Consider the following 13,425-nt stretch of genomic DNA (forward strand, 5'->3'; position numbering starts at 1 on the left):
CAAGCATCGCGGTGTCAACTGCCTAACAGCCGGTTCCGACAGAATCCGGCTGTGAACGGGGGGTTGTGTCATGGCGGAGTGGCGGGGTGCTGTGAGCACCAAAGTGCTGATGGCAATGATCGGCGGGAGCGCCGTGGTCGCGATGGGGGCAGTGACTGTTGCGTTCGACGATGGCGTCCCCGGGGATTCGTCGCCTGTGGCGGCACCGATCCTGCCGGGCCCGATGACGCAGGGCGAGACGGTGACCACCACGATTCCGCCGACAGTTTTGGACACGGAGAAGGCCGTCGTCACGCACAAGGCCCAGCCCTACAAGGGATAGTTCGGCCCTAGTCGGGGAAGTCCATCGGCACCCGCAGCGTGGCCAGAATTCCTGCGATCGCGTCGTAATGCCCTGCCAGGGCGCAGAATTCGATCACCTGCTCGCGGCTCAAGTGCGTCGACAGGGTTGCGAACGTGTCATCGGACAGATCGCGATGCAGAATGAACTCGTCCACCGCCGTCAGCAGCGCGCGCTGACGGTCAGTCAATCCCTCGGCCGTCGGGCCGGCAAAGATCTTGTCCTGCAAGGCCGCATCGACGCCACGGCTGCGGGCCAGCCTGCGATGCTGCTGCAGCTCGTACTCCGACCCGCGCAGGTGACCGACGCGCAGGATCACCAGTTCCTTGTCCCGCTTGGGTAGCTTGCCCCAGTTCAGCAGCACGCCCGAATACGGCAGAAACGACAGGAACAGCAGCTTGTGCTGCCCCAGGACTTCGAACAGGTGCATGTGCGGAGCGCGAATCGATCGTGCGCCCAACCGAGAGATGCCCCAGTTGAGCAAGCCGAGCTCACGTCGGCCACCGGGCGGAATACGTTGACCCATCAAGACTCCTTGACCAGATAAGGCGACACCGTGCTGCGGTGCTCATCGAGATCCAGCGCCCGGCCCAATGCCGGGAAGGCCCGCTGCGGGCAATTGTCCCGTTCGCACACCCGGCAGCCCGCGCCGATCGGTGTCGCGCTGTCTGACGACAGATCAAGACCCTTCGAGTAAACCAACCGACTGGCATGCCGCATCTCGCAGCCCAGTCCGATCGCGAAGGTCTTGACCGGCTGGCCGTAGCGTGACGCCCGCCGTTCAACCGTGCGCGCCACCCACATGTAGTTCTGTCCATCGGGCATCTGGGCGATCTGCACCAGGATCTTGCCCGGGTTCGAGAACGTCTCGTAGACGTTCCACAGCGGGCAGGTACCGCCGGCTGAGGAGAAATGAAAACCCGTGGCGGACTGGCGTTTCGACATATTGCCGGCCTTATCCACCCGGACGAACGAGAATGGGACGCCGCGCATCGACGGCCGCTGTAACGTCGAGAGCCGATGGCAGATCGTCTCGTAGCTGACCTGGTAGAAGGCCGAGAGGCGTTCGATGTCGTAGCGGAAGTTCTCGGCCATATTGTGAAACTGCCCGTACGGCAACACCGTTGCGGCAGCGAAGTAACTGGCCAAGCCCAGGCGGGCGAGTTTTCGCGACTCATCGCTGGTGAATTTGCCCTCGTCGACCAACTTGTCGATCAGGTCACCACACTCGAGGTACGCCAACTCGGTGGCCATCTTGAACACCTGCTGGCCCGACGACAGGTGGTTGCTGATCTCGAGGGTGCGCGCGACCGGGTCGTAACGGTGCAGCACCGTATCGCCCATGTCGATACGCCGGATGATGTGTACACCGTGCACCATGGTGAGGCGGTCGGCCAACTCCCGCGACAGCTCGGCACGGTGCATCCGCATTCGGATGGTGAGATCCTCAGCGGCGGTATCGAGTTCGTGCAGATAGTTCTGTCGTTGATAGAAGTAGTCGCGGACTTCCTCGTGCGGCATGGATATCGATGCCGAGCCACTGCCGCCGGTGTTGAGGTTGAACCGATCCTCGGTGGCCGCCGCCAGCTGGGCGGTGGTGATCCGGTAGCGGCGATGCAGGTTCACGATCGCGCGGGCGATCGCCGGGTGAGTGCCGACGATGTCGGCGACCTCGGTCATGTCGACATCAAGGTCTAGGTCGCGATCCATCGTCACTTCACGCAGTTCGGCCACCAGTCGGGTGTCGTCCTCCGACGAGAAGAACGTGGCATCGACCCCGAAGACCTCGGTGATGCGCAGCAGCACCGCAACGGTCAGCGGCCGGACATCGTGCTCGATCTGGTTGAGATAGCTCGGCGAGATCTCCAGCATCTGGGCCAGTGCGGCCTGACTGAATCCGCGTTCGCTGCGGAGTTGTCGTATCCGGGAGCCGACGAACGTCTTGGCCACGCGCCCAGCCTACTCACGGCTGCGAAGGAGGCTTCGCAGCGTTGGCAACCGAGGCTGGTTGGCATCCCGGAAGGCCTTTGGCATGATCGCGCTGGGACGGGATGGGAGAGGACGACAGACCACATGACCACCAACACCACCAATACCGGCTTGGCGAAGGTGTTGATGCCGGTTCCCGATCCGCATCCCGATGTTTTCGACCGCGAATGGCCGCTGCGCGTCGGCGACATCGACCGTGTCGGCCGGCTGCGCCTGGACGCCGCCTGCCGTCACATCCAGGACATCGGCCAAGACCAGCTCCGCGAGATGGGCCACGAGGAAACGCATCCGCTGTGGATCGTCCGGCGCACCATGGTCGACTTGATCTGCCCGATCGAATACCCGGAGATGTTGCGGCTGCGGCGCTGGTGCTCGGGTACCTCGAACCGTTGGTGTGAGATGCGGGTCCGAATCGACGGCCGCAAGGGCGGTCTCATCGAATCCGAGGCCTTCTGGATCAACATCAACCGCGAGACACAGGGCCCGGCCCGCATCGCCGACGACTTTCTGGAGGGCTTGCAGCGCACCACCGATGTGAATCGGCTTCGCTGGAAGGCCTATCTGACTGCCGGTTCCCGGCACGACGCCAACGAGATCCGCGACTTTCCGATCCGCGTCAGCGATATCGACCTCTTCGACCACGTCAACAACTCCGTCTATTGGAAAGTCGTCGAAGAGTTTCTCGCGGCGCTGCCGGAGCTCTTCGAATCGCCGCTACGGGTCGCCATCGAGCACGATGCGCCGGTGGCATTCGGCGACAAGCTCGAAATACTTCTGCACGTGTATCCGCCCGGAACGACCGACAAGTTCGGTTCCGAGCTGACGGATCGGACTGTTAGAACGCTCACATACGTCGTCGGCGATGAGGTCAAAGCCGTCGCGTCGATCTTCGCGCTCTGAGCGTCGCGGTTTAACAGTACGGGCGTACTGACCAGCGCTTATCTGCTACTGGACGGTAACTTCTGAACCGGTTCAGGTGTTGGCTGTCTTCGCAACCTTCGCAGAGTTACCGACCCGCTTGGCGAAAATTGGCACTCTTAATGGCTTGAACTGCGCTAATGGTGCGAGGCATGCTCGTGTCAGCACACCAGCCAAGCCGCGTTGACGTTAACAGTTCACTCCCTGTCAAGGTGGCCCACCGATGCAAAGAAGGAGCGCAGGCGCCCATGACACTGTCCAACGTTGGCCAGCCGAAGAGCCCGGAAGAAATCCAGAAGGACTGGGACACCAACCCCCGCTGGAAGGGAATCACCCGTACCTACACCCCGGCCGACGTCGTCGCGCTGCAGGGCAGCGTCGTCGAGGAGGCCACCCTGGCCCGTCGCGGCGCCGAGGTGCTGTGGAACCAGCTCCACGACATGGAGTTCGTCAACGCCCTGGGCGCCCTGACCGGCAACATGGCCGTTCAGCAGGTCCGCGCGGGCCTGAAGGCCATCTACCTGTCGGGTTGGCAGGTCGCCGGCGACGCGAACCTGTCCGGCCACACCTACCCCGACCAGAGCCTCTACCCGGCCAACTCGGTGCCGCAGGTCGTGCGTCGCATCAACAACGCGCTCATGCGTGCCGACGAGATCGCCAAGGTCGAGGGTGACACCTCTATCGAGAACTGGCTCGCTCCGATCGTCGCCGACGGCGAGGCCGGCTTCGGTGGCGCGCTGAACGTCTACGAGCTGCAGAAGGCGATGATCGCCGCCGGTGTCGCCGGTTCGCACTGGGAAGACCAGCTTGCCTCGGAGAAGAAGTGCGGCCACCTCGGTGGCAAGGTGCTGATCCCGACCCAGCAGCACATCCGCACCCTGACCTCGGCCCGTCTCGCGGCCGACGTCGCCGACGTCCCCACGGTCGTCATCGCCCGCACCGATGCCGAGGCCGCCACGCTGATCACCTCCGATGTGGACGAGCGCGACCAGCCGTTCATCACCGGTGAGCGCACCGCTGAGGGCTTCTACCGGGTGAAGAACGGCCTGGAGCCGTGCATCGCGCGCGCCAAGGCTTACGCGCCGTACTCCGACCTGATCTGGATGGAGACCGGCACCCCGGACCTGGAGCTGGCAGCCAAGTTCGCCGAGGGCGTCAAGAGCGAGTTCCCGGACCAGATGCTGGCCTACAACTGCTCGCCGTCGTTCAACTGGCGCAAGCACCTGGATGACGCCACTATCGCGAAGTTCCAGAAGGAACTCGGCGCGATGGGGTTCAAGTTCCAGTTCATCACGCTGGCCGGCTTCCACGCCCTGAACTACTCGATGTTCGATCTGGCGTACGGCTACGCCCGCAACCAGATGAGCGCCTACGTCGAGCTGCAGGAGCGCGAGTTCGACGCCGAGGAGCGCGGCTACACCGCCACCAAGCACCAGCGCGAGGTCGGCGCCGGCTACTTCGACCGGATCGCCACCACCGTCGACCCGACCAGCTCGACCACCGCGCTCGCGGGTTCGACCGAAGAGGGTCAGTTCCACTAAATCCCTACCGAGCAGACGCAAAGGTCCCCTTCACCGCGGTGTGTTGGGGACTTTTGCGTCTGCCGGCGTGTCTAGTAGAAAGTGACTTCGTGAGCAGCCAGAAAAGCATTGAACGAGTAGGTGTGGTCGGAGCCGGGCAGATGGGCTCGGGCATCGTCGAGGTGTGCGCCAAGGCGGGCGCGAACGTCGTCGTCTACGAGCCCACCGACGCATTGATCAACTCCGGACGGGACCGCGTCACCTCCTCGCTCGAACGCGCGACGAGCAAGGGCAAGCTCTCGGAAGCCGATCGCGACGCGACGGTCGCCCGACTGACGTTCACCACCGATCTCGCGGATCTGTCCGATCGCCAGCTGGTGATCGAGGCCGTCGTCGAAGACGAGGCCGTCAAGGGCAAGATCTTCGCCCAACTGGACGAGCTCATCACCGACCCCGACGCCGTCCTCGCATCGAACACCTCGAGCATCCCGATCATGAAAATCGCTGCGGCGACCAAGAATCCGAGCCGGGTGCTGGGCCTGCACTTCTTCAACCCGGTCCCGGTTCTGCCGCTGGTCGAATTGGTCAACACATTGGTCACCTCCGAGGACGCCATCGCCAGGGTGGAGCAGTTCGCCGGTGAGGTGCTCGGCAAGAAGGTGGTGCGCTGCGGCGATCGCTCCGGGTTCGTCGTCAACGCCCTGCTGGTGCCTTACCTGCTGTCCGCCATCCGCATGGTCGAGGCCGGTGTGGCGAGCATCGAGGACGTCGACACGGCAATCGTCGCGGGCCTGTCGCACCCGATGGGTCCGCTGCGTCTTTCGGACTTGATCGGCCTGGACACGATGAAGCTCATCGCTGACTCGATGTACGACGAACTCAAGGATGCGCACTACGCACCGCCGCCGTTGCTGCTGCGTATGGTCGAAGCGGGACAGCTGGGCAAGAAATCCGGCCAGGGGTTTTACAGCTACTGAGCGCGCCGCCGCGCCGCCGCTTGTGCATTTCCTTCGCCGATTGGCTAGGCTCCTGGGGTTTGGTCGGGGGGCCGCGCAGCAACATCGCATTTCGCGGCATCCGACCGTGCACACAATTGCGTTGGAGGTAGCTGTCGATGGTCGATGTAGACACGGATCTGACTCCCTACTACGAGGAATCACAGTCCATCTACGACGTCTCCGACGACTTCTTCGCTCTGTTCCTGGGCCCGACCATGGGCTACACCTGCGGCTATTACGAGCGCGAAGACATGACGCTCGACGAGTCCCAGGCCGCGAAGTTCGACCTGGCGTTGGGCAAGCTCAACCTGGAGCCCGGCATGACACTGCTCGATGTCGGTTGCGGTTGGGGCGGGGCGCTCGAGATGGCCGTGCAGAAGTACGACGTGAACGTCATCGGGATAACGCTGAGCAAAAACCAGTCGGAGTTCGCCCGTAAGCGCCTGGCCAAACTCGACACCAACCGCTCAATCGAGGTGCGGCTGCAGGGCTGGGAAGAGTTCGACGAGCCGGTCGACCGCATCGTGAGCATCGGCGCCTTCGAGGCGTTCAAGGTGGAGCGCTACCCGCTGTTCTTCGAGAAGGCCTACGAACTGCTTCCCGACGACGGCCGCATGTTGCTGCACACGATTCTGGCGCACACCCAGAAGTTCTTCCGGGACAACGGGATCAAGGTCACCATCAGCGACCTGAAGTTCATGAAGTTCATCGAGCAGGAGATCTTCCCGGGTGGACGGCTGCCCGCTGTGGAGGACATCGAGCAGCTTGCCGTCGACTCGGGCTTCGCCCTCGAGCGCATTCACCTGTTGCAGCATCACTATGCCCGCACGCTGGACATGTGGGCGGCCAAGCTGGTCGCCAACCGTGACGAGGCCATCGCGATCACGTCGACGGAAATCTACGACCGCTACATGAAATATCTGACCGGCTGCGCGGACTTCTTCCGCCGCGGCATCACGAACATCGGTCAGTTCACCCTCGTGAAGGGTTAAGCCTCCGCCAGTTTCTTCTTCTCCGCCTCGACGTCGAAGTCGGCCGGTGGCCACTCCAGCTTCATACCTTTGAGCGCCTCGATCAGCAGCTCGTTGATGGCCAGCCGCGAGTACCACTTCTTGTCGCAGGGGATGACGAACCACGGGGCGTAGTCGGTCGAGGTCCGATCCAGCATCGCCTGATAGGCCTCTTGATACGCCGGCCACAGCTTGCGCTCGGCAACATCGCCCGGGTTGTACTTCCAATACTTGTCCGGACGTTCGAGGCGTTCGGAGAGCCGTCTCTTCTGCTCGTCTAGGGAGACGAACATCGCACATTTGACGATGGTGGTCCCGGAGTCGACGAGTTCCTTTTCGAACGCGTTGATCTCGTCGTAGCGCGGCTCCCAGACGTCGCGCGGAACCAGCTCGTGCACCCGCACGACCAGGACGTCTTCGTAGTGGGACCGGTCGAATACCCCGATGTCGCCTGCCGCGGGCAGCGCTTTGCGAATGCGCCACAGGTAGTGGTGGGCGCGTTCCTCCTCGGTCGGCACGCCGAAGCTCGTGTAGTGGATGCCCTGCGGATTGCCGGCTCCGACAACGTGTTTGACGGTGCCGCCCTTGCCTGCGGTGTCCATGCCCTGCAGGACGAGCAGCAGTGAGCGGCGGTCGCCGGCGCGGCCGTTGGCGTAGAGCATCTCCTGCAGGCCGGCGAACCGCTCGTTGCGTTCGTCCTGCAGTTCCTCCGACCCGTCCTTGCCGTCGGAGTAACCCGGGCTCGAATCGGTGTCGATGTCGGCCACCTTGTCACCCGGATTGAATCGCAGGACCTTGCGGGGCTCATGGGTCCATTGCGCCGGCAGATCACTCATAGCCGACGAGACTAACCCTCGATCACCCGCCTGCGCCGCGGCGCCGCGAAACCACCATGAACCCGACCACGGCCAGGGCCAGTACGCCGGCCGCGACGGCCACGCTGATAAGGACGGTCCGGTTCTTGTCGATCCACGACGTGGAGTGCGAGACGGCGGCCAGCTTCACGTTGTACCCGGGCAGGGGTTCCTGGGCAGGACGCTGGATGCCGGGCAGCAGCTGCGTCTGATTGATGACGAACAACGCTTCGCCCTTGTCGGTCTTCGACCATTCGCCCCAGGCCGGGACCTCCTCGTCGAGCAGCACCTTGGTGGTGTTGTTGACGGCCGGATCCTTGCCCAGGTCGGTCAGCGACGTCACCCGGAAGGGTTCGGACTGTCCCCGGTCGAACTTGACCTGAACCAGCACGTTCTTCTGGGTGTTCACCGGCGCCGGCTTCTGCGGCGGCGGCTGGCCCGGAGCCGGCTGATAGCCGCCGCCCGAGAAGCTGCCCACGGACAGGTTGGTGGCAGGCCCGGACGCCGGACGCGTCATCGCGGTGAAGTTGTAGGTGCCGGTATTGGGCACGTTCAGCGCGGCCCGCTGCAGCGGAGGCACCGTGAAGACCTGGGTGCGGCCGCCGTAGTCGTACAGCACGCTCAGTGGCGTGCGGTACGGATTGGTGAACACCGGACGGTAGAAGCGGTCATAGCTGATCCAGCTCGAATTCCACAGTGTCACCGGGCTAGTCAGGGTCATACCGGTGGTCATGGTCGAGGTGCTCACCGTGGACGAAACCGACTCCTGGTAGGTGGTGACCTCCTCGGACGTCACCTCGGTGGACGTGGTGGTCTCCACCTCGGAGGCCAGCGCCGTGGCGACGTCCTCCTGGGATACCTGCGGCTCTGCCGGTTCGGCGAGTCCGCCGGCGTTCGTGGGTTCCTGCGTTCCGCCGCTGGGCGCAGGTGCCTGGGTGCCGGGCGCCTCGTTCGTCCCGCTGCCGCCGGGGGCTTCGGCGCCGCCCGGTTCTTCGTGGGTGCCGCCGGGTTCGTCATGCGTGGCACCGGCCGGCGGTTCGGCTCCGCCGGGCTCGTCGTGCATTCCACCGCCCGGCATGTCGATGCCGCCCGGCTCGTCGTGAGGAGCTCCGGCGGGCGGTTCGGGGGCGGCAGGGTCCTGATGCATGCCGCCGTCCGAGGGCTCCTCCATGCCGCCGCCGGACGGGGCCTCGGGCGCGCTGCCGCCGTCGTCGCCACCGCTGTAGCTGCTGCCACCACCATCGTCGTCGCCGAACGGGTCCGCCGCGCTGACCGCGGTGCCAGCAAACAGCGCCGACGTCGAAATCGCGACGGCGGCGATCACTCCCACCGGCTTACGAAACTTTGCGGCGTTGTCGTTGTCCACCCCGGCCTCCTAGACCCATATGACGCGAAATCATTCCGCCCGAGGGCAAATCTCACAGGCAGCCCCGAGGGATTGTTTTACATGATCCGCGGCGCTTTCATGGGAGGTTGAGGCTCGTGGCCTCGTGCGCGTCCATTTTCGCGCCGGGGCAGTTAACATCATCTCGCTTACGTGCGGATGAACCTCGGGGGGATTGGTGCGGGCACGAACTGCAATCAGCGTCGCGGCGCTCACGTTCGCGATCACCGCTGCCGGTTGTGGACACGACAAGTCGGCCACACCGCCGTCGGAGTCGGCGGCTACGCCCGCGACGGCCCAGGCGTCACCCCAGCCCTCAGGGCAACCGGATGTCAACGACAACGGCGTGCCGGACAACTCGGGTGACGACAAGGATTGGCCGGGCAAGATGACGGTGACCTACGAGGACGCCACCTCGCCGGAGGCCGTCACCGGCCGCGACCTCATCAAAAACGACCACCTGCTGGAGGACCTGGCCGACGGAATCACCGAGTCGCTGAAGCTGCCGTTCGACATCCCACTGATCGGCAAGCAGTGCGGCACGGCCAACGCGTACTGGAGCCCCGACGCCAAGTCGGTCACCATCTGCTACGAAGACGCCGCCGACGCGTTGAGCATCTACACCAAGGCCGGTGACCCCGACCCGAAGGCCTCGGCGATCAACTCCGAGATCGCGACGTTCTATCACGAGACCGGGCACATGGTCATCGACATCTACGACCTGCCGGCGACCGGGCGCGAAGAGGACGTCGCCGATCAGCTGGCCGCCTACATCCTGCTGGCACCCGGCCCCGACGGAAAGATCGACCCCGAATCGGTCCAGGCGGTCAAGGACTTCGCCCGGGAGTTCAAGGGATACAGCGACCAGCGGGGCGGCGAGATCGACGAAGGTCAGCTCGCCGACGTCCATACGCTGGATCTGGCCCGGATGTACAACCTCGAATGTTGGGTCTACGGCGCCGATCCCACGGGCAACGCCGATCTGGTGAGCAGTGGCGCGCTGCCTCAGGACCGCGCCGACGGCTGCGAGGACGAGTACACCAAGCTGAGCAGCTCGTGGGACACCCTGCTCGGCCCGTATCTCAAGTGAGCGGTGGCAGCGACGGTGACGGATGCGGACCGGAGTTGAACCGGTTCAGCGATCCGCCCGCCTCGACGATGCCGCACAGGGCGTTCCAGCACAGCATCGTCAGGTAGTCGATCAACTCGTCGCTGCTCATCCGCGGGCTCGACATCCACGAGTGCGTCGCCAACTGCACGCCGCCGACGATCAGATAGGCCCAGGGCTCGACACCGCCGGTGTCCATCCCGGCTCGCTGCATGCGCCTGCGCAGCACCACCGCGAGCATCCTGGCGATGATCTGCTCCGAGTCGGCGATGACTTTGGTTTTGCTGGCGGAACTGTTTGCCATCACGAATTGATAGGTTGCGGGCTCAGCTGCGACGGTGTCCACGTACACCCGGATGATCTCGCGGGTGAGATCGAAACCGTCCATGTTCGACGACAGTGCGGCGGCCATGTTGGGGATCAGCGTGGTTTGCGCGAAGCGCATCATGACCGCGGTGGTGAGGTCGTTCTTGTCGACGAAATAGCGGTACAGCACGGTCTTCGACACGCCGATTTCCGCAGCTATCTCATCCATGCTCACGTCGCGGCCGCGCTGGCGGACGGCCTCGAGTGCGCCGTCCACCAATTCAGTGCGGCGCTCGACCTTGTGCTGATGCCAGCGTCGCTTGCGACCATCGGTCTTGGCCCGGGTGCTGTCCAGGCCATGGCTCATATTCTGTGCCACTATCGCGGAGTCCGTTCCCCTCGTTCGCAACGATTCTACGGTCTGATCAGAGGGCAGGGTCACATTAACTGGGTGGCGGGATAGCGGATGATGGTGGAGTGGCAGCCAAACATCGCCTCCCGGGGTTGCCGGCGGAGGCAGTCCGCACAGGTACCTCGCTCGCGGAAACATTCGCCGGAGCCGACCCGGAGGCCGACGCGCAACGGGCACGTGCCCTGCGCCGGATGAAGGCGGTGGCGCTGAGCTTCCTGATCGGTGCCACGGTGATCTTCTTGGCCTGCCGCTGGGGCCAGTCGCAGGGCGGCCCGGCCTGGATCGGGTATGTCGGTGCCGCCGCCGAGGCCGGGATGGTCGGTGCGCTGGCCGATTGGTTCGCGGTTACCGCGCTGTTCCGTCACCCGCTGGGGCTCAAGATCCCGCACACCGCGATCATCAAGCGCAAGAAGGATCAGCTGGGCGAGGGCCTTGGGACCTTCGTGCGGGAGAACTTCCTGTCGCCCGCCGTTGTGGAGACCAAGTTGCGCGACGCCGAAGTGGCTGGGCGCCTTGGTAAGTGGCTGTCCGAGCCGTCACACGCCGAGCGGGTCGCCACCGAGGCCGGCACCGTGTTGCGTGTCGTGGTGGAACTGCTCAACGACGACGACATCCAGCAGGTCATCGACCGAACCATTGTCCGTCGTCTCGCCGAACCCCAATGGGGGCCGCCGGTGGGCCGGGTGCTGGGGCAACTCCTGGCGGAGAACCGCCAGGAGGCCCTGATCCAGCTGCTGTGCGACCGTGCTTTTCAGTGGGCACTCAATGCCGGCGACACGATCGAGCGGGTGGTCACCCGTGACTCACCGAGTTGGTCACCGAAATTCGTCGACCAGCTGGTGGGGGACCGGATCCACCGCGAACTCATGGATTTCACCGACAAAGTACGGCGGGACCCGAATCACGAACTGCGCCAATCGGCCAACCGATTCCTGTTCGAGTTCGCCAGCGATCTGCAGAACGACGACGCGACCATCGCGCGCGCCGAGGCGGTCAAAGAACAGCTGATGGAACGCGACGAGGTCGCGCGTGCGGCTGAGACAGCGTGGAAGACGTTGAAACGCTTGGTACTTGAGGGTGTGGATGACCCGTCGAGCACCCTGCGAACCCGGGTCACCGAGTCGGTGATGCGGATCGGGGAGTCGCTGCGCGACGATGCCGAGCTGCGCGACAAGGTGGACAACTGGATCGTGCGCGGGGCGCAGCACCTGGTCGCCCAGTACGGGGCGGAGATCACCACGATCATCACCGACACCATCGAGCGCTGGGATGCCGACGAGGCCAGCCGCCGCATCGAATTGCATGTCGGACGCGACCTGCAATTCATCCGGATCAACGGCACCGTGGTCGGCTCGCTTGCCGGCTTGATCATCTACACCGTGGCGCAAATACTCTTCTGACCTGCGCTAGCAGGAGTGCTTGCAAAAGTTAGCACCCCCGCGTAGGGTGGCGTTCGTACGCACCGGACACCCATCGCGACGGGAGGGAACTCATGGCGCAAGACGGCGATCTTCAGGCCGTGGTGTCCAATGCCGCGCATGACATCGGTGGCTTCATCAGGGCGCAGCGTGAAGCCGCTCAGGTCTCGGTGCGGCAGTTGGCCGAGAAGGCCGGTGTCAGCAACCCGTACCTCAGTCAGATCGAACGGGGACTGCGGAAGCCGTCTGCGGAGGTGCTGAGCCAGATCGCCAAGGCGCTGCGGCTATCGGCCGAGGTGCTCTATATCCGGGCGGGAATTCTCGAGCCCGGGGAGGCGAGCATGGTGCACGACGCGATCATCGGCGACACCGTGATCACCGAGCGTCAGAAGCAGGTACTGCTCGATATCTACACCTCGTTCTGTCAGCAGAACGAAGCTGCCCGTGAGGAGCTCATCCCTGAGTAACAGACCAGCAACTGACGAAAACTCTTAACTGACAACAACATTCAATTCGAAAGGAGCCACTACGATGGCTGAGAACAACCCCAATGTCGAAGACCTGAAGGCCCCGCTGCTCGCTGCGGTCGGCGCTGCCGATCTGGCCCTGGCCACCGTCAACGAAATCCTCGCGACCCTGCGCGATCGTGCCGAAGAGGCCCGCAGCGAGGCCAGCACCCGCGTCGAAGAGCGCCGCGCCGCGCTGACCAAGCTGCAGGAAGACCTGCCGCAGCGCGCCGAGGAGCTGCGCGGCCGGCTGTCCAGCGAGGAGCTGCGCAAGGCTGCGGAGGGCTACGTCGAGTCCGCCACCGCGACCTACAACAGCCTCGTCGAGCGCGGCGAGGCCGCCCTGGAGCGCCTGCGCAGCCAGTCCGACCTCAAGGACGTCGCCGCTCGCGCCGAGGGCTACGTCGACCAGGCCGTCGAGCTGACCCAGGAGGCCCTGGGCAACGTGTCGTCGCAGACCCGCGCAGTCGGTGAGCGCGCCGCCAAGCTGGTCGGCGTCGAACTGCCCGCCAAGGCCGCCCCGGCCAAGAAGGCTGCTCCTGCCAAGAAGGCCGCCCCCGCCAAGAAGGCCGCTCCGGCCAAGGCTGCGGCCAAGAAGGCTCCCGCCAAGAAGGCGCCGGCCAAGAAGGTCACCCAGAAGTAAGCAGAAGTAATTCGCTGTA

General features: G+C 64.4%; 14 protein-coding genes. 9 read left to right on the forward strand and 5 right to left on the reverse strand.

Annotated elements, in window-relative coordinates; translation table 11 throughout:
- The first annotated feature begins 70 nt into the window (after nt 1-70).
- On the forward strand, nt 71-322 hold the full coding sequence (locus BST42_RS08590; RefSeq protein WP_083118153.1) for a hypothetical protein: 252 nt from the start codon (nt 71-73) through the stop codon (nt 320-322).
- Nucleotides 323-329: 7 nt separating this feature from the next.
- Here the strand turns inward: BST42_RS08590 and BST42_RS08595 are convergent, their stop codons facing one another.
- Nucleotides 330-866: a carboxymuconolactone decarboxylase family protein gene (locus BST42_RS08595; RefSeq protein ID WP_083118154.1), complete on the reverse strand. Its 537-nt coding sequence runs from the start codon at nt 864-866 to the stop codon at nt 330-332.
- On the reverse strand, nt 866-2,290 hold the full coding sequence (gene ramB / locus BST42_RS08600) for an acetate metabolism transcriptional regulator RamB (protein ID WP_083118155.1): 1,425 nt from the start codon (nt 2,288-2,290) through the stop codon (nt 866-868). The genes BST42_RS08595 and ramB overlap by 1 nt, the downstream gene beginning before the upstream one ends.
- A gap of 123 nt (nt 2,291-2,413) precedes the next feature.
- On the opposite strand from ramB, the gene BST42_RS08605 reads away from it, so the two are divergent.
- From BST42_RS08605 to BST42_RS08620, 4 genes are all read left to right on the forward strand, one after another.
- Complete coding sequence (locus BST42_RS08605) at nt 2,414-3,229, forward strand: acyl-[acyl-carrier-protein] thioesterase (protein ID WP_083118156.1); 816 nt, start codon at nt 2,414-2,416, stop codon at nt 3,227-3,229.
- Between the two features lie 272 nt (nt 3,230-3,501).
- Nucleotides 3,502-4,788, forward strand: coding sequence for an isocitrate lyase (gene aceA / locus BST42_RS08610; RefSeq protein WP_083118381.1), 1,287 nt, complete (start codon nt 3,502-3,504; stop codon nt 4,786-4,788).
- A gap of 89 nt (nt 4,789-4,877) precedes the next feature.
- Complete coding sequence (locus BST42_RS08615; protein WP_083118157.1) at nt 4,878-5,744, forward strand: 3-hydroxybutyryl-CoA dehydrogenase; 867 nt, start codon at nt 4,878-4,880, stop codon at nt 5,742-5,744.
- A gap of 137 nt (nt 5,745-5,881) precedes the next feature.
- Nucleotides 5,882-6,757, forward strand: a complete 876-nt coding sequence (locus tag BST42_RS08620) for a cyclopropane mycolic acid synthase family methyltransferase (RefSeq protein WP_083118158.1) — start codon at nt 5,882-5,884, stop codon at nt 6,755-6,757.
- On the opposite strand, the gene BST42_RS08625 is transcribed toward BST42_RS08620, so the two are convergent.
- On the reverse strand, nt 6,754-7,611 hold the full coding sequence (locus BST42_RS08625) for a polyphosphate kinase 2 family protein (RefSeq protein WP_083118159.1): 858 nt from the start codon (nt 7,609-7,611) through the stop codon (nt 6,754-6,756). The genes BST42_RS08620 and BST42_RS08625 overlap by 4 nt on opposite strands.
- A gap of 22 nt (nt 7,612-7,633) precedes the next feature.
- A complete protein-coding gene (locus BST42_RS08630; RefSeq protein ID WP_083118160.1) occupies nt 7,634-8,995 on the reverse strand; it encodes an ICP22 family protein in 1,362 nt (453 codons plus the stop codon).
- Nucleotides 8,996-9,188: 193 nt separating this feature from the next.
- On the opposite strand from BST42_RS08630, the gene BST42_RS08635 reads away from it, so the two are divergent.
- Entirely contained in the window at nt 9,189-10,103 is a 915-nt protein-coding gene (locus tag BST42_RS08635; RefSeq protein ID WP_276009692.1) for a DUF4344 domain-containing metallopeptidase, read from the forward strand.
- Here BST42_RS08635 and BST42_RS08640 read toward each other — a convergent pair.
- Nucleotides 10,096-10,794 (reverse strand): TetR/AcrR family transcriptional regulator, encoded by a 699-nt coding sequence (locus BST42_RS08640; RefSeq protein WP_083118382.1) that lies wholly within the window; start codon nt 10,792-10,794, stop codon nt 10,096-10,098. The genes BST42_RS08635 and BST42_RS08640 overlap by 8 nt on opposite strands.
- 110 nt (nt 10,795-10,904) lie before the next feature.
- Here BST42_RS08640 and BST42_RS08645 point away from each other — a divergent pair, with 110 nt between their 5' ends.
- The 3 genes from BST42_RS08645 (at nt 10,905) to BST42_RS08655 (ending at nt 13,406) form a co-directional block, all read left to right on the forward strand.
- Nucleotides 10,905-12,239: a DUF445 domain-containing protein gene (locus BST42_RS08645; protein WP_083118162.1), complete on the forward strand. Its 1,335-nt coding sequence runs from the start codon at nt 10,905-10,907 to the stop codon at nt 12,237-12,239.
- Nucleotides 12,240-12,331: 92 nt separating this feature from the next.
- Entirely contained in the window at nt 12,332-12,724 is a 393-nt protein-coding gene (locus BST42_RS08650; protein WP_036343176.1) for a helix-turn-helix domain-containing protein, read from the forward strand.
- A gap of 64 nt (nt 12,725-12,788) precedes the next feature.
- Complete coding sequence (locus BST42_RS08655) at nt 12,789-13,406, forward strand: heparin-binding hemagglutinin (RefSeq protein WP_083118163.1); 618 nt, start codon at nt 12,789-12,791, stop codon at nt 13,404-13,406.
- Nucleotides 13,407-13,425: the final 19 nt, after the last annotated feature.

Source organism: Mycolicibacterium rhodesiae (assembly GCF_002086695.1).
In the GTDB taxonomy this organism is placed as follows: Bacteria; Actinomycetota; Actinomycetes; order Mycobacteriales; family Mycobacteriaceae; genus Mycobacterium; species Mycobacterium rhodesiae.